The sequence below is a fragment of the Erwinia sp. L03-1 genome (assembly GCF_058686115.1).
Genome location: NZ_CM178762.1, coordinates 3508058 through 3525710 on the forward strand (window position 1 = coordinate 3508058; position 17653 = coordinate 3525710).

The following is a 17653-nucleotide window of genomic DNA, read 5'->3' on the forward strand; positions in this document are numbered from 1 at the left end:
GTTCGCGTGACGTTAATTTGTTGCAAACAAGCCGTGCAGACGTCTATACATCCGTCAGGCATGTTGGCACAATATCGCCTGACGACGCAACCAGGATTTTACTTCTCATGCAGACACTGAGCACAACCAGCTTACAAGTTCGTGACAATCAGCTTTGGATCCTCGATCAGCAGGCGCTTCCGCAGCAAAAAAACTGGTGCCCGACGCCTGATGTGGCCTCGCTGGTGGGTCATATCAAAGCCCTGCGGGTGCGTGGTGCGCCGCTCATTGGCCTTTCTGCCAGCCTGCTGCTGGCGCTGCTGGCGGAGAACGGGTTGCCAAAAGCCGAACTGGCGGCGGCGCTGGAGGTGCTGCGGGCCGCCCGCCCCACCGCCGTCAATCTGATGAATAATCTCGACCGCATGAAGCAGGTACTGGCTCAGGCACCGGACAACGTAGCCGCCGCGCTCAGCAGGGAAGCCCTGCGCCTGGTCGGTGAGGATAAGGCGCTGTGCGACAGTATTGCGACGGCGGGGGCTGCGCTGATCGAACCGGGCAGCCGCCTGCTGACCCACTGCAATACCGGCGGGCTGGCGACTGCCGGTGTGGGCACCGCGCTGGGGGTCATTGCGCGCGGCTGGCAGCAGGGCAATGTCGAAAACGTCTGGGTGGACGAAACCCGCCCGCTACTTCAGGGTGGACGCCTGACGGCCTGGGAGCTGGGCGAACTGGGTGTGCCCTACCAGCTGATTTGCGACAGCATGGCCGCCAGCCTGATGGCGCAGCAGCAGGTTGACGCCATTTGGGTCGGTGCCGATCGCATTGCGGCCAACGGCGACGTTGCCAATAAAATTGGCACCTACAGCCTGGCGGTGCTGGCTCACTATCACCGCATTCCCTTTTACGTTGCCGCCCCGCACACAACGCTCGACAGCAGCTGTCCTGACGGTAACGCCATCCCTATTGAGCAGCGCGCCGCCAGTGAAGTGACCGGCGTGGCGGGCAGCTTTGGTGACGTGCAGTGGGCCCCGGAAAACGCCCGGGTTTATAATCCCGCCTTTGACGTCACGCCCGCCGCCCTGATTAGCGGCTGGGTGCTGGATACCGGCGTGGTCACCCCGGCAGAGGTTGCCGCAGGCGCTTTCTACGGCAGGCGCGGATAAGCATCCGCTATCGCGTCGCCGGTAAAGTTGGCAATCCAGCCTTCCTGATTATCGAAAATGCGGATAGCGGTAAAGTGGGGTGACGAGCCCATATCAAACCAGTGCGGCGTGCCTGCCGGAACGGAAATCAGATCGTTCTTCTCGCAGAGGATCTGATAAATATGGCCATCCAGATGCAGGCAGAACAGACCCGCGCCCTCCACAAAGAAACGCACCTCATCTTCACCGTGCGTATGCTCAGACAGGAACTTCGTGCGCAGCACCTCCTTCTGCGGGTTATCGGCACGCATGCTGATAACGTCCCAGCTCTGATAGCCTTTCTCCGCCACCAGCCGGTCAATCGCATGCTGATACGCGTTAATCACCGTGTCAGCATCGGGGTTTTCACCCAGATCGCGATCCGCTTCCCAGCGCTCAAAGCGCACGCCTTTTGCATTTAGCTGCTGACGGATTTCGTCAGCATCGGTGCTGTGCCACACCGGCCTGGTGGCTTCGCTGTCGGTAAACAGGGTCAGTGCACTCATAGTGAAAACGACTCCAGGTTAATCTGATCAAAACGGTTTACCTGACGGTGCCGACTCTGTGTGTCTGCCCCGTCACGCACCAGCTGTAAGGTCTGCCAGCCCGCGTCTTGCGCGGCATCCAGCTCCTGATGAATATCGGATAAAAACAGGTGTTCGTGCGGCTTTAAGCCGGTCTCATCGGCGATATTGCGGTAGGAGAGCGTGTCGCGCTTGGCTCCCACGTGGGTGTCAAAGTAGCCGCTGAACAGTCCAGTAATATCACCCTCGTCGCTGTAGCCAAATAACAATTTTTGCGCAGCGACTGAGCCTGAGGAATATACATAGAGATCAATCGCCTGCTGTCGCCACTTTTCCAGCGCGGGCAGGACATCCGCATAGAGATGACCCGTAAAGCTGCCGTTAACATAGCCGTCGCGCCAGACCATGCCCTGGAGCGCTTTCAGCGCGGTGGACTTGCGATCCTCGTCCATAAATGCGAACAGCACGGTAATCAAATCTTCCGTGGTGGCCTGCGGCTGGGCTATCTCATTGCGCAGATCGTTCAGCGCCTGGGCCACCTCATCACGATGCTGAAAGGCGGCAATAAAGGCCGCGAGGTTTTCCCGCGCGTAGGGGAAAAGCACCTCATGAACAAAACGAATATCGCTGGTGGTTCCTTCAATATCGGTAACAATTGCGCGGATCATTTGGCCTCCAATAGCCGACGTTGTAGTTCGCACTGGAAGAGAAACTCCAGCCCTTCAAGATGGCGTCTTGCCTCACTGACGTCCCGTCCCCAGCACGTCAGCCCGTGTCCCCGCAGCAGAAAGCCATAGCGCAGCGGCTGATGCTGAGCGTACTGGTCAATACGGCCCGCCAGGGCATCAATATCCTGATCGTTATCGAACAGTGCAACCGATACCCGATCAAGATGCGAGGTCTGTCCGGCCAGCGTTTTCTGCATTTCATAGCCCTCCAATTCTACTGCGGCCCCCTTCGCAATACGTGAGAGGACGGTCGAATTGACGGTGTGGGTATGCAGTACCGCGCCCGCATCGGGAAACAGCCGGTAAATCAGCGTGTGCAGCCCGGTCTCTGCCGACGGCTTTCGGCCAGAGGGGACGAGGTTGCTGGCAATTTCAACCTGAATAAAGTCATCGCGGGTCAGCGCGCCTTTGTCTTTGCCGGACGCGCTTAACAGGCAAAACTCAGCATCCTGACGTACCGACATATTGCCGCCGGTGGCCGGTGCCCAGCCCCTGGCACCGATCCAGTGGCAGGCGGCCACCAACTGATCTAACTGCGGAGTGAGGGTCATAGGTTTCCTTTTCTCTGCCGGATCGGCGAGCATAACATTAGCGTTTAGACGTCTAAGCGTCTCGATTGCCAAATATTAACATCGAGGCTATAGTGGCAGCAAGACACCTCCAACACATCATTAATTCCCAACGGATTTCACTCTGCCGCAACAGTCACAGGGTGCCAGTCCGGGATAAGCGTTTCGCAAGGGTTACCGATAATGAGCCAGACGTCACTGACACCGCAGAGCAAACTTCCCGCTCTGGGCACCACTATTTTCTCGCAGATGAGCGCGCTGGCGCAGCAGCACAACGCCATTAACCTTTCTCAGGGCTTTCCCGATTTCGACGGGCCGGACTACCTGAAAGCGCGTCTGGCCCACCACGTCAGCGCGGGCGCAAATCAGTATGCGCCCATGACCGGCGTGCAGCCGCTGCGCGAGGCCATTGCCGCGAAAACAGCGGCGCTTTACGGCCACCAGCCCGACAGCAACAGCGAAATCACGGTCACCGCCGGTGCTACCGAGGCGCTCTTCGCCGCCATTACCGCCCTGGTGCGGCCGGGTGATGAGGTTATCTGCTTCGATCCCAGCTATGACAGCTATGCGCCTGCCGTCACCCTCGCGGGGGGCATCATGCGGCGCGTGACTCTCCAGCCGCCGGGGTTTCACGTCGACTGGTCGGCGTTTGCCGCCCTGCTCTCGCCGCGTACCCGACTGGTTATTCTGAATACGCCGCACAATCCCTCTGCCACCGTCTGGCAGAAAAGCGATTTTGAATCCCTGTGGCAGGCCATTCGCGGGCAGGAAATTTACGTGTTAAGCGATGAAGTGTATGAGCATATTTGCTTCGCGGAGGCGGGCCACGCCAGCGTGCTGGCCCATGCTCCGCTGCGCGAGCGCGCTATCGCCGTCTCTTCGTTCGGGAAAACCTACCATATGACCGGCTGGAAGGTGGGCTACTGCATAGCGCCGCCATCGCTGTCGGCTGAGGTGCGCAAGGTACATCAGTATCTGACCTTTGCGGTAAATACGCCGGCCCAGCTGGCGCTGGCCGATATGCTGAATGCCGAGCCGGAACACTATCGCGAACTGCCCGAATTTTATCGTGCCCGACGCGACCGCTTTATTCAGGCGCTGGAATCAAGCCGCCTGAAGGTGCTGCCCTGCGAGGGAACTTACTTTCTGCTGGCCGACTACAGCGCGATTTCCGATCTGGATGACGTGGCGTTCTGCCAGTGGCTCACGAAAGAGGTGGGCGTGGCGGCTATTCCGCTGTCGGTATTCTGCGCCGGACCTTTCCCTTATAAACTGATCCGCCTGTGCTTTGCCAAACAGGAAGCCACGCTGGATGCTGCCGCGGAGCGCCTGTGTCAACTTTAAATCTGACCGTTCTCCAGCAGCCGCTGGTCTGGATGGATGGCGAAGCCAACCTGCGCTTTTTCGATACGCTGCTGGCCGACCTGAAGGGGCGCGATCTGATTGTGCTGCCGGAGATGTTTACCACCGGGTTTGCCATGGAGGCGGCGAAAAGCTCCCTGCCGGAAGCGCGGGTGACAGACTGGCTGCATGAGAAAGCGAAGGCCACCGGGGCGCTGGTCGGCGGCAGTGCCGCCATTCAGACCGCCAAAGGCGCGGTTAACCGTTTTCTGCTGGTGGAGCCGGGCGGTAAGGTGCATCGCTATGATAAGCGACATCTGTTCCGCATGGCCGATGAGCATCACCATTACCAGGCGGGCGATCGTCGGGAGATAATCGAGTGGCGCGGCTGGCGGATCCTGCCGCAGGTCTGCTATGACCTGCGTTTCCCGGTGTTCTCACGCAGTCGCAATGATTACGATCTGGCGCTTTACGTGGCTAACTGGCCCGACGCGCGCACCGCCCACTGGCAGGCGCTGCTGCTGGCCCGCGCCATTGAGAATCAGGCGTACATCGCCGGGTGCAACCGCGTGGGCAGCGACGGCAACCACCATCACTACAGCGGCGACAGCCGAATTATCAGCCCGCAGGGTGAGATCCTGGCGGCGGGCGAGCCGCATCAGCCCGCCGTGTTAAATGCTGAACTGTCTCTGGAAACGCTGAGCGACTATCGCGAGCGCTTCCCGGCGTGGCGCGATGCGGATACCTTTAGCCTCTGAGCGGGTGTTCTGTTCGCGCCAGCTGACCGCCAGGCAGGTAAAACGAAGGCGGCTGGCCGGTGACCCGGCGAAACATGGTGGAAAACGACGATCCGCTGTCGTAGCCCAGCGCCAGCGCCACCCCGGATACCGGCGTTCCCTCCACCAGCCTGCTGAGCGCGACAACCACACAGGCCCGCTGCCGCCAGGCCATAAACGACATCCCCGTCTGCTTAAGGAAGTAGCGCCGGAAGGTGCTCTGGCTCATAAACAGCATGGCGGCCCAGTCATCTGCCGCATCGTGGATATCCGGCGCGGCCAGAAAGGCCTGACACCGCTTCAACAGCTTTTCCTCACGTGGCAGGGGGATATCAAACTGGCGGCAGGGCATCAGTGCCAGCTCTTCCAGCAGCAGCGAGATCAGCAGGCGATCGCGCGGCGAGTCGTAGAGCGGATCCAGCATTACCGCCTCAATCAGTAGCTGCCTCAGCAGCGGCGACACGCTGATAATTTTGCACGCCTCCCCGACGTTCAGCCTGCTGGCGCTGGCGGGTTCGATATAGAGGCTGCGCGTTGAAACGCCGGTAAACTTCACGCTGTGCGCCATCTGCGGCGGGACCCATACCGCATGCTGCGGCGGCACGGTCCAGCGCCCCATATCCGTGGTGACTTCCATCAGCCCGGTAGCGCCATATAAAAGCTGCGCCCGCCGGTGGCGGTGCGTGGGAAGCCGATACCCCTGCGGATAGTCGTTACCCACCGCCACCACTTCGCGGGCGAGCGCATCATAATCATCAATATGCACGTTACGCATCTACACCGTCACCACCCAGCCTGACCGATTCGCAAGGGTAAATGAGCGCCGCAGAAATGGGAAGCGCCAGGTTCCCACGTTAGGATCGTCGCTTAACGCATCTGATGGAATTAATGAATGGTGGAGTTAATCACGATTTTACTCGCGGGTTTTGCCACCGGCATCACCACGGTGCTTTTTGGCTTTGGCGGCGGCTTTGTGGTGGTGCCTTTTGTCTATCAGATGCTGGTGCGCCAGCCCGACCTGACCGACAGCGCCATGCATATTGCCGTCGCGACCTCCACGGCGGTGATGATATTTAACGCCGGCTGGGCAAGCTGGCAGAACTGGCGGGCGGGCAGGCTGTCAGCCGCCACGCTGTTTCCGCTGGCAGGGTACATCGCGATAGGGGCTGTAATAGGATCGCTGCTTGCCGGAGAGATTGCCGATCGGACCATCCGGGTACTGTTTATGATTTATATGCTGGTTACCCTGGCAGACTGCCTGATGCGTAAAGGCTTTCTACAGCGTCCCGCCCGGCGCAGGCTTTCGGCCTTAACCTCTGGCGTCGGCGGGGTGGCGATCGGCCTGGTGGCGGCACTGCTTGGCGTGGGCGGCAGCGTGATGACCGTACCGCTGCTCAGGCGACATGGCTACACAATGCGTGACTGCGTAAGCGCGGCGAATCCGCTCTCCCTGCCCGTTGCCGTTTGCGGCGCGGCTGTCTATATCCTAAGCGGGCTACAGGCGGTCAAGGCCCCCGGCTACCTCGGCTTTATCAATCTGAAAATTCTGGCGCTGCTGACGCTGGCAGGCTGGCTGGGCATTCTGTTTACCCGCCGCGTGGTTCCGGCCGTACCGGATGCCCTGCACGCCCGCGTCTATATTGCCCTGCTGTTGGCGGTGCTGGTCGCGATTGTGCTGTGACGTGGTCGGCACGCGACAGAGAGTGTTATGCCGGAACCGCTGAAATTTCCGGACGGTGATTTTTTCAGTACCCTCTTCTTTAAAGGATGGCCTCTACCGATGCCCGCCGTCGTCAGGCACAGACGCGATCGTTCCATGCGTCGCGGTAGATAATATTTCCTTCCGTAAACGTCCAGGTGATCGCCTCATAACGCACTTCAAGCGTTTCAAGGTGGGTGCTACTTATGCCGTTAGGGGCAAGATAAGGCGAAACCGTGGTAATTTTGACGTTTTCCATGATGATATTGAAATATTCAGACTCAATGCCTGATTCTAAAATTCGGTACATCCTGACCAGGGCTTTTTTCAGTGTGCGACCTTCACATACAGCGCGATAAAGGAGTGGCGTTGTCTGATCGAACTCTTTCACTATTACGACAGGCCGATGAACGCGCGTGCCCGTAAGTTTTCCCCAGCCCGACTCTACAGGAATGGTTACACCATGCGAAAAAGATTTTAATTCGATCGAGCCTAAGCGTTGTGGAATTAAACAACTGCCAACAACAGGAGAGCCATTTTCATCTTCAAGCCACAAATGTGCGGGAGCAGACATGTTATTTCCTTATAAATTGGTTTCAAAGCGCTAATATCCACACGATTACCATTTTATGTAACGTGAAAATATATATATAATAAATATAGCGAATACCCCTACCGGCCATATCGGGCCATCAGGAAAAAAACGCACCAGAACGACGGCAAAAATCAGTGTCAGCACTGCGGGGCCGTACATTGAAAACAATGACCTGAACAGTCGTCTAAAAAACCTTCGGATAAGATTCATCATGGCTATCTAATCATGTTGATAATGATATCTTTAATGTCATCATCCGACGCCCACTTTGCTTTAAGCGCTCCCGCTTTTTCAAACAATGGCTCAATCAGGAAGTACATCATTTCAAGTTCATGAGCGTACAGTGCAGCGTAATAGGCTGGACAGATAAAATGAAGTCGATGGGCGCTATCGGCAGCCCTTTGAACAACGCCATAGAGGCCAGCCATCCCGATCCCCATCCCCGCCGCACGTCCAGCTAAAGCACTCATATCAAAGCTTAGGTTCAAACCAACGGCGACGGACGATGCTGCCGCTAAGGCGAATCCGGCGTTGGTGAGTGAGCTGGCGGCCATATGGACATTCACTGCCATAAGCATTTTTTTGATATGCTCAAGTTGTTCTGAGGTCCTGTATCGGAAGAGTTCTTCAAAGTAAATCTTAAGCATTTCATATACAACATCTTCATGTCGCAGAAGATAATATACCCCTTTAGCAAATCGAATATCTTCGATCTTTTGCTGCTGGCAGACGTCCTGATATTCGTCAGTAAAGCAGGATGTGTAATACAGCGCACGTTTTGCACCTGCGCTTATTGTATCCACCTTCTTTGATACCACCTTGCCGACGCCTGTAAAGGCGTGGTCGAGCTTCAGTGCGAGGATTTTATTTGACTGTAAAAAGCCTATAATTTCATTACCGTAATACATTATCGCTCCGTGATAATTTTTATTCATCCCTTTCGGAGAGTATATGCCTTAGGTACTGATGAGTAAATGAGCATTTATTTCATAAAATGAGAGGCACGTCTGAATTATAAAAATCCCGCTCTTTTATTTTCAGTAATATTTCAGCATTCCAGTCATTGCATCTGTAATAGCTGAGCATCACCCCTCATTATTTGAGGGGATCGGCAGGAATGCGCAAGCCGGGGCGGATGAGGTGGGTTCACGGCCGGTTTAACTGCCCCGGTAGGTGGACCATGACCAGGGGGAGATCAGAAATGGCAGATGGTAATGACTGCCCGATTCAGGCAGGACAAAATCAATCTGTGCGCTGACGTAAAGGGCATCGCGCCCGCTGGCTGCGAAGTAGTCACCAATCTCTGCCGTCAGGCGATAGCGCCCCGGCGGCAGCGGGTTCGGGGTTAAAGCCTTCAGTCGCCCGTCACCATCTGTATGGCCCTGAGCGATCGCCCGCCAGCCACGCTGCTCCTGTTGTTCCAGCGCAATAGCTACCCCAGCCGCCGGTTTGCCCAGCGCGGTATCTAATACATGCGTGCTAATCGTACTCATTAAACGTCTCCTTCAGGCGCAGCAGGGTGATTTCCCGCAGCTGATCGAGCGCTTCCTGGCGTTCCTGCTGCGGCGTATTAAGCAGGCGGCGATGCAGCTCGGTCAGGATCTCTTCGCCACTGCGGCCCCTGGCGCGGATTAAAAATACCTGTGCGAAACGCTGCTCATAGGCCATGTTCCCTGCCCGCAGCGCCTGCCGGAGTTCACTATCCTCGCGGCTGACCTGCTGCTGCTCACCTCTGGACAACCTCGCCTCTTTGCTATTCCCCGAGGCATTTTCGCCAATGCGCGGATGCGCAGAGAGCGCAAGGCTTAACGCCTGCTCATCCCAGCGACGGGCCAGCTCGCTTCCGGCCCTGAGTAAATCGTCCAGCGAGGCAAAGGGGCGGGCCGCGACCAGTGCGGCGGCCCACGCCTCCAGCGCCACGCAGTGTGCAATCTGGTTTTTAGCCTCATCAGCCGTCGCCTGATTAAAATATTCCAGCGTCATAAGATTCCTCTAAACCTGCCCATCCCGTTACTCACTTAATGATAGCGCCACATTGCATACGGCCTGCTGATACGCCTGAAGCGCCAGCGCCACGTCGCTTTCCATCACCGATTCCGCCGGATGGTGGCTGATCCCCCGGTCGTTACGCACGAACAGCATTCCCACCGGCCAGCGCTCCGCGATGGCGATTGCATCATGGCCCGCGCCGCTGGGCAGCGACAGGCTGCGACCCTGAACCCGATCCACAGCGAGGCTCAGCGCCGCCTGGAGTTTCTCATCGCAGCCCGTCGCCGGGATGTGATAATACTCATCGGCGCTGAAGGTCAGCCCACGGCGCAGCGCAATCGCTTCACCCTCGTGCAGTAATTCCGCCAGCAGCTCGGCCAGCGCCCGATCGTCCGGCCCGCGTACGTCCAGCGTCAGCTGAACCTCGCCGGGAATAACGTTTACCGCGCCCGGCTGGCACTGTAGCGTACCGACGGTGGCGACCAGCTGCGGATGGCGTTTTTGCGTGGCCTGTTCAATAAATACCATCCATCCGGCGGCGGCGGCCAGCGCATCCTTACGGTGCGTCATCGGCACCGTTCCGGCATGGCCCGCCTCGCCGGTAAACCGGCAGTTCAGACGACGGGCACCGTTGATGGCGGTCACGACCCCCAGCGCAAGGCCTGCCTGCTCCAGGCATGGCCCCTGTTCAATATGCAGTTCGAGATAGGCAGCGATATCCTCTGCCCTGCGCGCGGCGTTCTGCACCGCGGCCCCGTCCAGGCCGACCTGAGCCATCGCCTGCGCCACCGTGACTCCGTTAGCATCAGGATGGTTAACCCAGCTCTCCGGCCAGCGGCCGGTCAGCCCCCGGCTCCCCAGCAGCGTAATGCCAAACCGCGTGCCTTCCTCATCACCAAAGCCTGTCACCTCAATCGCCAGCGGCAGACGCTGGTTTTGCTGATGCAGCGCCTGCACAACTTCTATTGCCGTCAGGACGCCCAGCATGCCATCGTAGCGACCGGCATTACGCACGGTATCAAGATGCGACCCCAGCAGCAGCGCAGGCGCGTCTGCGCTTTGTCCCTCGTAGCGACCGCAGATATTGCCGACGCTGTCCTGCCAGACGCGCATGCCCGCCGCTGCCATCCATGCCCCCACCTGCGCATTGGCGCGCAGATGCTCGGGCGACAGATAGACGCGGGTCAGGGCGCCTGCCGTTTCACTGATTTCAGCCAGTACGTCACAGCGTGCCATCACCCGTGCAGCGGCCAGCGTGGCGCTGGCTTCGCTCATCTGGCAATCACTCATCAGCCGTTCTCCTGCGCATAGCGATCCCACGCCGACTGCATGGCCGCGCCCTGGGTCGTTTGGTAGCCAAGATGCGTCAGCACCGACTCCAGCGCGCTCAGGGTGGTCATCACGCACGCTTTGCGCGCGTTGTAGCCCATGGTGCCAATACGCCACACCTTGCCGTGCAGCGGGCCAAACGAGGTGCCGATTTCAATGCCAAAATCCTCCAGCATCAGATGGCGCACCTGGTCGCCGTTGATCCCCTTTGGAATCACCACCCCCAGCACGTTGCTCATCTTATGTTGCAGATCGCCAAAGACCTCCAGCCCCATACCCTGAATGCCTTTCAGCAGCGCATCGCCGTGCAGCTGGTGGCGGGCAATCCCCTTTTCCAGCCCCTCTTCCAGAATCACCCGGGCGCATTCGCGTGCGCCGAACAGTGCGCTGGTGGCCTCAGTATGGTGATTCAGCCGCTCCGGTCCCCAGTAGTCCATGATCATGCCGAGATCGAAATAGTTCGACCAGATCATCTCCTCTTCACCCTGCTGGTGATCGGCGGTGCGGATCCCCTGCTCCACGCATTTACGCCGGCGGATCGCCGCCTCCATTTGCGGGCTGAGGGTGACAGGCGAGGTGCCTGACGGACCGCCAAGGCACTTCTGCATCCCGGCGGAGACCGCGTCCAGCCCCCAGGCATCGGTTTCCAGCACGTTACCGGCCAGCGACGCGGTGGCATCGGTGTAGAACAGCACGCCATACTTTTTACAGATGGCACCCAGCTCGTTCAGCGGCTGAAGCATCGTCGTGGAGGTATCGCCCTGCACGGTCAGCAGCAGGCGCGGGCGCACGGCTTTGATCGCGTCCTCGATCCTGTCCGGCGTAAAGACCTCGCCCCAGGGCACCTCGATGGTGTGCACCTCCGCGCGGCAGCGGCGGGCAATTTCACACAGCAGATGACCAAAGCGACCGAATACCGACACCAGCACTTTGTCGCCGGGGCGGATCGACGACAGTAAAATCGCCTCGATCCCGGCGCGGGAAGTACCGTCAATCAGCAGCGTCCAGCGGTTTTCGGTGCGAAACACGCCGCGATACAGCGCCATCACCTCGTTCATGTAATGGGTCATCGCCGGGTCATACTGGCCGAGCAGCTGGCTGGACATCGCGCGCAGCACGCGGGGGTCGGCATTGATCGGGCCGGGGCCCATCAGCAGGCGCGGGGGCGGGTTAATCTGCGGGTAGTGGCTTAATTCCATCTGTTCTCTCCTTTGTCAGTCGCCCTGCGCCTGGCCGAGGCCGCGCACGGACGAGATAAACTGTTTCAGTTCCTGGGTCTGCGGGTTGGCAAATACCGTCCTGCTGTCTCCCTGCTCCCAGACGCGGCCCTGATGCATAAACACCACGCGATCGCCCACTTCCCGGGCGAAGTTCATTTCGTGAGTGACCAGAATCAGGGTCATGCCCTCGCGGGCCAGCTGCTCAAGCACCTTTAACACCTCGCCGACCAGCTCGGGATCGAGCGCAGAGGTAATTTCGTCGCACAGCAGCACCTTTGGCGACATCGCCAGCGCACGCGCAATCGCCACCCGCTGCTGCTGTCCGCCAGAGAGGTTTGCCGGGTAGTAGTTCATCCGGTCGCCGAGCCCGACCTTTTCCAGCATCTGCGCCGCCAGCGTGCGACACGCGGCTTCGCTCTTTTTCAGCACGCGGCGCGGCGCCAGCATGACGTTTTCCAGCGCGGTCATGTGCGGGAACAGATTGAAGTTCTGGAAAACCATGCCGACCGATCGGCCGATCTCGCGCGCCTGCGAGTCGCGGTGGGTGATGGTCATACCGCCCAGCTTGATGCTGCCCTCCTGATAGGCTTCAAGGCCATTCATACAGCGCAGCAGGGTGCTTTTGCCGGAGCCGCTGCGGCCAATAATCGAGATCACTTCGCCCATATCGACGTCGAGATCCACACCCCTAAGGACGTGGTTATCACCGTAGTATTTCTGTACCTGATTAATGGTGATGAGCGGCATTGAATTTCTTCTCCAGATACTGGCTGTAGCGGGACAGCGGATAACACATCAGGAAGTAGCCCAGCGCCACCAGCCCGAACACTTTAAAAGGTTGATAGGTCACGTTATTCAGGATGGTGCCGGCTTTGGTTAGTTCGACAAAGCCGATAATCGACGCCAGCGCGGTGCCTTTCACCACCTGTACGGCAAAGCCCACGGTGGGGGCAATGCCGATGCGCAGCGCCTGCGGCAGCACCACCCGCCAGAGCGTCTGCCCGGTATTCAGTCCCAGGCAGCGTGAGGCTTCCCACTGCCCTTTCGGCAGCGCGCTGATGCTCCCGTGCCAGATATCCACCAGAAAGGCGCTGGTATAGAGCGTCAGCGCCAGCGAGGCGGCGGTCCAGGGCGAGACGTCAATGCCAAACAGCGCCACGCCGAAAAAGGCCAGAAACAGCTGCATCAGCAGCGGCGTCCCCTGAAAAAGTTCGCTGTAACAGCGCACCAGCCGCGTCGGCCAGCGTCGGCGACTGAGGCGAACCAGTACCAGCGGCAGCGCCACCACCGTGCCGCCGAAAAAGGCGGTCAGCGACAGCAGCAGGGTCCAGCGTGCGGCCAGCAGCAGATTGCGAACAATATCCCAGTCGGTAAAAGTGGTCATCTCTGCGCTCCTCTCAGCCATTTACGCCCGGCGGCCAGCAGCAGCTGCCGCATCGCCACCGACAGCGCAAGATAAATCAGCGTGGTCACCAGATAGACCTCAAAACTTAAAAAGGTCCGCGACTGGATCAGGCTGGCGGCAAAGGTCAGTTCCTCATACGAAACCTGCGATACCACCGACGACCCCAGCATCACGATAATGCACTGGCTGACCAGCGCCGGATAAATGCGCTGTAGCGCGGGCGGCAGCACCACCCGAAGAAACGTCTGGCTGCGGCTTAGCCCCAGCACGCGCCCGGCTTCCCACTGCCCCTGCGGGGTGACCTGGATCCCGGCGCGAATAATTTCCGTGCTGTAGGCCCCGAGGTTAATCAGCATCGCCAGCAGCGCCGCCTCGCCCGCGGTCATTTTCAACCCCAGATTCGGCAGGCCAAAAACAATAAAGAACAGCTGAACCACAAACGGCGTGTTGCGGATCAGCTCTACGTAGCCACCCCACAGGCGGCTGAGCAGCGTGGGCCTGCCGCTACGCAGCGCGGCGCCCAGGATCCCCAGCCCCACCCCGCCCACGGTGGCCAGCACCGTCAGCTGGACGGTAACCCAAAGTCCGGCCAGCAGTTCAGGCCAGAAGGGCCACAGCGCAGGGAAATTAAGTTGTCCCATCATTGCTCCCTCAGGCGCCGAAATCGGCCGGAAGCGGTGCTTTCAGCCACTGCTGCGACAGGCCGTTGAGCGTTTTGTCCGCCAGCGCCTGGGCGATAAGCGCATCCACCTTCGCCTTAAGGGCGGGTTCGTCCTTACGCATACCGATAAAGCACGGCGAGTCCTTTAGCATAAATTTGGTGACCGGCGCCTTACCGGGGTTTTGACGCGTGATGGCGGCGACCACCAGGTTGCCGGTCGCCACGTACTGCACCTGGCCCGACAGGTAAGCAGAGAGCGTGGTGTTATTGTCCTCATACCGCTTCAGCTGCGCGTTCTTCGGCGCGATATCGCTCAGCACCATGTCCTCAACCGCCCCGCGCGTCACGCCGATGGATTTACCGGCCAGCCCGGCCGCGCTCTTAAGGTCATCCTCTTTTGGACCAAACACGCCGAGGAAAAATGGCGCATAGGCGCGGCTAAACGCGATAACCTTTTCCCGCTCCGGATTTTTCCCCAGGCTGGAGATCACCAGATCGACCTTATCGGTTTGCAGGTAAGGCACGCGGTTGGCACTGGAGACCGGCACCAGCTGCAACTTAAGTTTCATCTGCTTCGCCAGGTACGTGGCCATATCAATGTCGTAACCCTGCGGCTGAAGGTCAGTCCCTACCGAGCCGAACGGCGGGAAGTCCTGCGGCACGGCAATGCGTATAACGCCTCTTTTTTCAATATCCTGTAGCCGATCCGCCCTTGCCTGGGTGACCTGAGTCAACATCAAAGCTGCGCCCAACACTGCCAAAAATGCTCTCTTCATTCTTATCTACCCCGGTTAATAAAACATGAAACGAAAGATTCTTAAAGAATTTATTTGCAACTAATGTGCCATCATCGGGCGCGACAGATAATTACTTTTCGCTACTGCTCCGCCAGAAGAGCGCGGAGCAGTAGCAGCAGAAAAGCGCGATTTATTCGAAATTTAAGAGGTTATGACCGGGTTACAGCCGTGAGAGGCATTTCTTTAGCGCACTCGTCGCAGATCAGGGAGATAAAGAGTGATGCGGGGAAGCGCCCCATAAAGAGGCAGAGCACCAAAACAGTGCCCCACTAGCGCCGCTCCAGCTCGTCAAGCTGCCCGTAGAGATCGGCAATATGATGGATCCGCTGCCGTCCTTCGCTGAGTGATTCATGCAGCAGCGCATTGGCAAGCAGGTTAATCAGGCTGTTTGCCGAAGCATAGCTGTCAAAGGCGGAGACGCTGTCCAGCGGGGTGCACAGCTGCCAGCGGGCCAGCGCGATAACCGCCTGTGCCTGCGGCTCGCAGATGACCAGCGTGGGAATATCGCGGCCCTGTAACGCAAGCATCAGGGGTTTGATAATGCGCGGACGTCGGCGAAACGCCAGCACCACCACCGTATCATCCGGCGTCATCTCCACCAGCTCCTCTGCCAGCGTTTGTCCCGGCTGCGGCAGTACCATCACACCGCCTCTGGCCTGCTGGAGCTGCTGACGAAAGTGCAGCGCGACCGGATAAGCGTTGCGCATCCCAATGATAAATATGCGTTTACAGCGGGCGAGCTGCTGCACCACTTCGCCAAACTGCCCGGGATCAATCGCGCTAACCCACTGCGTCAGATTGGCCATTTCCTGCTTGTAGTGTCGGGAGAGCAGCGTGTTGCCCTGAACCGCATCGCGGTTGTCGGTCAGGGGCATTCCACTCTGGCGCAGAGTACGCAGCTCGTCACGCATATCCTTGTATTTCTCGTAGCCCAGCCGCTTAAACAGGCGGCTGACGGTCGCCTTTGAGACGCCGCTGAGCCGCGCCAGCTCTGCGCTGTTATAGCCGATCAGATCGTCGAAATGATCGAAAACGAAATCCGCGACCCGCTGCTCCTGCGGGGAGAGCTGGGGATAGTGACTTTTCAGGCGCTCATCAAGCTGTTTCATCGCTTACCTTGTAACTTTCGTTTCATTTTTCCCAGCATAACCAAATATTATCGCCCTTGAGGAGAAAAATTTTTCGGCAGCGAAACATTGCCGGCGGCAACCTGGAACATCTCTTGCTTTACTTCATTTATGTACCCGATAAAAAGAGACTGAAATGATTCAGAGTCATATCGCCCCGCTCGGCATGGCCGTCGCCCCTCACCACCTCGCCAGCGAAAGTGCGCTGGCCGTATTGCGCGATGGCGGCAACGCCATTGAAGCGATGGTCGCGGCTGCGGCCACCATTGCGGTGGTCTATCCGCATATGAACGGACTGGGGGGCGATGGCTTCTGGCTGATCGTGCCGCCAAAGGGCGACCCGATTGCCATTGATGCCAGCGGCGCGGCCGGATCCCTCGCCAGCCTGGCCTTTTATGAACCGGCGCAGGCTATCCCGCACCGCGGACCCAGGGCGGCGCTGACCGTGGCCGGCACCGTCAGCGGCTGGTCCGAAGCGCTAAACGTCTCTGCCGGGATGGGCGGCGCAGCCCTGCCCCTCTCCCGCCTGCTGGCCGATGCTATTCGCTATGCCGCAGACGGCATTCCGGTAACAGGTTCTCAGGCCGATGCCACCCGGTCTAAATATCATGAGCTGGCCGATCAGCCCGGTTTTGCCGCCACCTTTCTGCCCGATGGCGAGGTGCCTGAAGCGGGCAGCCGCTTTACTCAACCGGCGCTGGCGAACACCCTCAGCATACTGACCGAACAGGGGCTGGAGAGCTTCTATCGCGGCCCGCTGGCAAACCATATGGCGGGAGAGATGTCCCGCCTGGGCATGCCGATCACCCTGGAAGACCTGAATAATCATCGGGCGAAGCGGCGCGCGCCGCTGCGTCTCCGCCATCAGTCCGGCGACATTTTCAATATGACGCCCCCCACCCAGGGGCTGGTTTCGCTGGCCATTTTGGGCATCACCGATCGGCTGGATATGCCCGCTGCGAATGAGGCGCAGACCGTTCACCGCATTGTCGAGGCCACCAAGCTGGCGTTTGGCCTGCGTGACCGCTACATCACCGATCCGCTGCATATGCAGGAAGAGATGCAGGCGCTGCTGGACGGCAACATCCTGGACGGGCTGGCAGACAGCATTGACGATCGCTGCGCTGCGCCATGGGGAGAAGGTAAAGGCCCGGGCGATACGGTGTGGATGGGGGTAATGGACAGCAGCGGCCTGGCCGTCTCCTTTATTCAGAGCATCTATCACGAATTTGGCAGCGGCGTGGTGCTACCCGGCACCGGCATTACCTGGCAGAACCGCGGCGCGGCTTTCAGCCTCGATCCACAGCATCTGCTGGCGCTGGCCCCGGGCAAGCAGCCTTTTCATACCCTTAACCCCGCAGCCGCGCGCCTGAATGATGGCCGCACGTTGGTATACGGATCAATGGGCGGTGACGGCCAGCCGCAGACGCAGGCGGCTATCTTTACCCGCCATGTATTACAGGGCATGCCGCTCCAGCAGGCCGTTAGCGCCCCGCGCTGGCTGCTGGGACGCACCTGGGGCCAGGCGTCGGACTCCCTGAAGCTGGAGGGCCGCTTTTGCCAGGCAACCTTCGATACCCTGCGGGCGCTGGGTCATGAGGTCGAAAAGCTCCCTGACTTCAGCGAGGCCGTCGGCCATGCAGGTGCCATCGTCCGGCATACCAACGGCATGCTGGAAGGTGCCTGCGATCCCCGCAGCGACGGCAGCGCAGCCGGTTTTTAACAGGAGAACA

General features: G+C 59.1%; 20 protein-coding genes. 5 read left to right on the forward strand and 15 right to left on the reverse strand.

Annotation, left to right across the window (positions count from 1 at the left end; translation table 11 throughout):
• Positions 1-107: 107 nt before the first annotated feature.
• Positions 108-1142 (forward strand): S-methyl-5-thioribose-1-phosphate isomerase, encoded by a 1035-nt coding sequence (mtnA, locus tag AC4PCC_RS16325; RefSeq protein ID WP_492125212.1) that lies wholly within the window; start codon positions 108-110, stop codon positions 1140-1142.
• On the opposite strand, the gene AC4PCC_RS16330 is transcribed toward mtnA, so the two are convergent.
• Genes AC4PCC_RS16330 through AC4PCC_RS16340 form a run of 3 tightly spaced genes read right to left on the reverse strand, consistent with a single transcriptional unit; the run spans position 1124 to position 2963 of the window.
• Positions 1124-1666: a 1,2-dihydroxy-3-keto-5-methylthiopentene dioxygenase gene (locus AC4PCC_RS16330; RefSeq protein ID WP_492125213.1), complete on the reverse strand. Its 543-nt coding sequence runs from the start codon at positions 1664-1666 to the stop codon at positions 1124-1126. The two genes, mtnA and AC4PCC_RS16330, sit on opposite strands and share 19 nt — an antisense overlap.
• Positions 1663-2352 carry an acireductone synthase gene (gene mtnC, locus AC4PCC_RS16335; protein WP_492125214.1) on the reverse strand — a complete coding sequence of 230 codons (690 nt, stop codon included), beginning with the start codon at positions 2350-2352 and terminating at the stop codon, positions 1663-1665. Before mtnC ends, AC4PCC_RS16330 begins: the two co-directional genes overlap by 4 nt.
• Positions 2349-2963 (reverse strand): methylthioribulose 1-phosphate dehydratase, encoded by a 615-nt coding sequence (locus tag AC4PCC_RS16340; RefSeq protein WP_492125215.1) that lies wholly within the window; start codon positions 2961-2963, stop codon positions 2349-2351. The genes mtnC and AC4PCC_RS16340 overlap by 4 nt, the downstream gene beginning before the upstream one ends.
• A 201-nt stretch (positions 2964-3164) precedes the next feature.
• Here AC4PCC_RS16340 and AC4PCC_RS16345 point away from each other — a divergent pair, with 201 nt between their 5' ends.
• Both AC4PCC_RS16345 and AC4PCC_RS16350 read left to right on the forward strand, forming a co-directional pair.
• Positions 3165-4325 carry a pyridoxal phosphate-dependent aminotransferase gene (locus AC4PCC_RS16345; protein ID WP_492125216.1) on the forward strand — a complete coding sequence of 387 codons (1161 nt, stop codon included), beginning with the start codon at positions 3165-3167 and terminating at the stop codon, positions 4323-4325.
• Entirely contained in the window at positions 4313-5080 is a 768-nt protein-coding gene (locus AC4PCC_RS16350; protein WP_492125217.1) for an amidohydrolase, read from the forward strand. Before AC4PCC_RS16345 ends, AC4PCC_RS16350 begins: the two co-directional genes overlap by 13 nt.
• Here the strand turns inward: AC4PCC_RS16350 and AC4PCC_RS16355 are convergent.
• Complete coding sequence (locus tag AC4PCC_RS16355; protein WP_492125218.1) at positions 5070-5873, reverse strand: AraC family transcriptional regulator; 804 nt, start codon at positions 5871-5873, stop codon at positions 5070-5072. The two genes, AC4PCC_RS16350 and AC4PCC_RS16355, sit on opposite strands and share 11 nt — an antisense overlap.
• Before the next feature lie 117 nt (positions 5874-5990).
• Between AC4PCC_RS16355 and AC4PCC_RS16360 the strand changes: the two genes are divergently transcribed.
• Positions 5991-6779, forward strand: coding sequence for a sulfite exporter TauE/SafE family protein (locus tag AC4PCC_RS16360; RefSeq protein WP_492125219.1), 789 nt, complete (start codon positions 5991-5993; stop codon positions 6777-6779).
• Positions 6780-6891: 112 nt separating this feature from the next.
• Here AC4PCC_RS16360 and AC4PCC_RS16365 read toward each other — a convergent pair whose 3' ends face one another.
• The 11 genes from AC4PCC_RS16365 to hpxU form a co-directional block, all read right to left on the reverse strand.
• A complete protein-coding gene (locus AC4PCC_RS16365; protein WP_345830812.1) occupies positions 6892-7371 on the reverse strand; it encodes an Hcp family type VI secretion system effector in 480 nt (159 codons plus the stop codon).
• 236 nt (positions 7372-7607) lie between these two features.
• The gene (locus AC4PCC_RS16370; protein WP_492125220.1) at positions 7608-8300 is read right to left on the reverse strand and encodes a hypothetical protein; all 693 of its coding nucleotides are present in this window, start codon (positions 8298-8300) and stop codon (positions 7608-7610) included.
• A 249-nt stretch (positions 8301-8549) separates the two neighbouring features.
• Positions 8550-8885: a hydroxyisourate hydrolase gene (gene uraH / locus AC4PCC_RS16375; protein ID WP_492125221.1), complete on the reverse strand. Its 336-nt coding sequence runs from the start codon at positions 8883-8885 to the stop codon at positions 8550-8552.
• Positions 8872-9375, reverse strand: coding sequence for a 2-oxo-4-hydroxy-4-carboxy-5-ureidoimidazoline decarboxylase (gene uraD, locus AC4PCC_RS16380; RefSeq protein ID WP_492125222.1), 504 nt, complete (start codon positions 9373-9375; stop codon positions 8872-8874). Before uraD ends, uraH begins: the two co-directional genes overlap by 14 nt.
• A 27-nt stretch (positions 9376-9402) precedes the next feature.
• Positions 9403-10671, reverse strand: a complete 1269-nt coding sequence (gene hpxK / locus AC4PCC_RS16385; RefSeq protein ID WP_492125223.1) for an allantoate amidohydrolase — start codon at positions 10669-10671, stop codon at positions 9403-9405.
• The gene (locus AC4PCC_RS16390) at positions 10671-11909 is read right to left on the reverse strand and encodes a pyridoxal-phosphate-dependent aminotransferase family protein (protein ID WP_492125224.1); all 1239 of its coding nucleotides are present in this window, start codon (positions 11907-11909) and stop codon (positions 10671-10673) included. Before AC4PCC_RS16390 ends, hpxK begins: the two co-directional genes overlap by 1 nt.
• A gap of 15 nt (positions 11910-11924) precedes the next feature.
• Positions 11925-12677, reverse strand: a complete 753-nt coding sequence (locus tag AC4PCC_RS16395; protein ID WP_492125225.1) for an amino acid ABC transporter ATP-binding protein — start codon at positions 12675-12677, stop codon at positions 11925-11927.
• Positions 12658-13314 (reverse strand): amino acid ABC transporter permease, encoded by a 657-nt coding sequence (locus tag AC4PCC_RS16400; protein ID WP_067704854.1) that lies wholly within the window; start codon positions 13312-13314, stop codon positions 12658-12660. The genes AC4PCC_RS16395 and AC4PCC_RS16400 overlap by 20 nt, the downstream gene beginning before the upstream one ends.
• Positions 13311-13979, reverse strand: coding sequence for an amino acid ABC transporter permease (locus AC4PCC_RS16405; RefSeq protein WP_345830803.1), 669 nt, complete (start codon positions 13977-13979; stop codon positions 13311-13313). Before AC4PCC_RS16405 ends, AC4PCC_RS16400 begins: the two co-directional genes overlap by 4 nt.
• Positions 13980-13986: 7 nt before the next feature.
• Positions 13987-14772 carry a transporter substrate-binding domain-containing protein gene (locus AC4PCC_RS16410; RefSeq protein ID WP_067704848.1) on the reverse strand — a complete coding sequence of 262 codons (786 nt, stop codon included), beginning with the start codon at positions 14770-14772 and terminating at the stop codon, positions 13987-13989.
• A gap of 290 nt (positions 14773-15062) precedes the next feature.
• Positions 15063-15902: a MurR/RpiR family transcriptional regulator HpxU gene (hpxU, locus tag AC4PCC_RS16415; protein ID WP_492125226.1), complete on the reverse strand. Its 840-nt coding sequence runs from the start codon at positions 15900-15902 to the stop codon at positions 15063-15065.
• 154 nt (positions 15903-16056) lie between these two features.
• On the opposite strand from hpxU, the gene AC4PCC_RS16420 reads away from it, so the two are divergent.
• Positions 16057-17643 carry a gamma-glutamyltransferase family protein gene (locus tag AC4PCC_RS16420; protein ID WP_492125227.1) on the forward strand — a complete coding sequence of 529 codons (1587 nt, stop codon included), beginning with the start codon at positions 16057-16059 and terminating at the stop codon, positions 17641-17643.
• Positions 17644-17653: the final 10 nt, after the last annotated feature.

What these genes read in the sequence shown, in the direction of transcription:
- mtnA (WP_492125212.1), top strand. Translation starts at nt 108, where the DNA reads ATGCAGACACTGAGCACAACCAGCTTACAAGTTCGTGACAATCAGCTT.
- AC4PCC_RS16330 (WP_492125213.1), bottom strand. Translation starts at nt 1,666, where the DNA reads ATGAGTGCACTGACCCTGTTTACCGACAGCGAAGCCACCAGGCCGGTG.
- mtnC (WP_492125214.1), bottom strand. Translation starts at nt 2,352, where the DNA reads ATGATCCGCGCAATTGTTACCGATATTGAAGGAACCACCAGCGATATT.
- AC4PCC_RS16340 (WP_492125215.1), bottom strand. Translation starts at nt 2,963, where the DNA reads ATGACCCTCACTCCGCAGTTAGATCAGTTGGTGGCCGCCTGCCACTGG.
- AC4PCC_RS16345 (WP_492125216.1), top strand. Translation starts at nt 3,165, where the DNA reads ATGAGCCAGACGTCACTGACACCGCAGAGCAAACTTCCCGCTCTGGGC.
- AC4PCC_RS16355 (WP_492125218.1), bottom strand. Translation starts at nt 5,873, where the DNA reads ATGCGTAACGTGCATATTGATGATTATGATGCGCTCGCCCGCGAAGTG.
- AC4PCC_RS16360 (WP_492125219.1), top strand. Translation starts at nt 5,991, where the DNA reads ATGGTGGAGTTAATCACGATTTTACTCGCGGGTTTTGCCACCGGCATC.
- AC4PCC_RS16365 (WP_345830812.1), bottom strand. Translation starts at nt 7,371, where the DNA reads ATGTCTGCTCCCGCACATTTGTGGCTTGAAGATGAAAATGGCTCTCCT.
- AC4PCC_RS16370 (WP_492125220.1), bottom strand. Translation starts at nt 8,300, where the DNA reads ATGTATTACGGTAATGAAATTATAGGCTTTTTACAGTCAAATAAAATC.
- uraH (WP_492125221.1), bottom strand. Translation starts at nt 8,885, where the DNA reads ATGAGTACGATTAGCACGCATGTATTAGATACCGCGCTGGGCAAACCG.
- uraD (WP_492125222.1), bottom strand. Translation starts at nt 9,375, where the DNA reads ATGACGCTGGAATATTTTAATCAGGCGACGGCTGATGAGGCTAAAAAC.
- hpxK (WP_492125223.1), bottom strand. Translation starts at nt 10,671, where the DNA reads ATGAGTGATTGCCAGATGAGCGAAGCCAGCGCCACGCTGGCCGCTGCA.
- AC4PCC_RS16390 (WP_492125224.1), bottom strand. Translation starts at nt 11,909, where the DNA reads ATGGAATTAAGCCACTACCCGCAGATTAACCCGCCCCCGCGCCTGCTG.
- AC4PCC_RS16395 (WP_492125225.1), bottom strand. Translation starts at nt 12,677, where the DNA reads ATGCCGCTCATCACCATTAATCAGGTACAGAAATACTACGGTGATAAC.
- AC4PCC_RS16400 (WP_067704854.1), bottom strand. Translation starts at nt 13,314, where the DNA reads ATGACCACTTTTACCGACTGGGATATTGTTCGCAATCTGCTGCTGGCC.
- AC4PCC_RS16405 (WP_345830803.1), bottom strand. Translation starts at nt 13,979, where the DNA reads ATGATGGGACAACTTAATTTCCCTGCGCTGTGGCCCTTCTGGCCTGAA.
- AC4PCC_RS16410 (WP_067704848.1), bottom strand. Translation starts at nt 14,772, where the DNA reads ATGAAGAGAGCATTTTTGGCAGTGTTGGGCGCAGCTTTGATGTTGACT.
- hpxU (WP_492125226.1), bottom strand. Translation starts at nt 15,902, where the DNA reads ATGAAACAGCTTGATGAGCGCCTGAAAAGTCACTATCCCCAGCTCTCC.
- AC4PCC_RS16420 (WP_492125227.1), top strand. Translation starts at nt 16,057, where the DNA reads ATGATTCAGAGTCATATCGCCCCGCTCGGCATGGCCGTCGCCCCTCAC.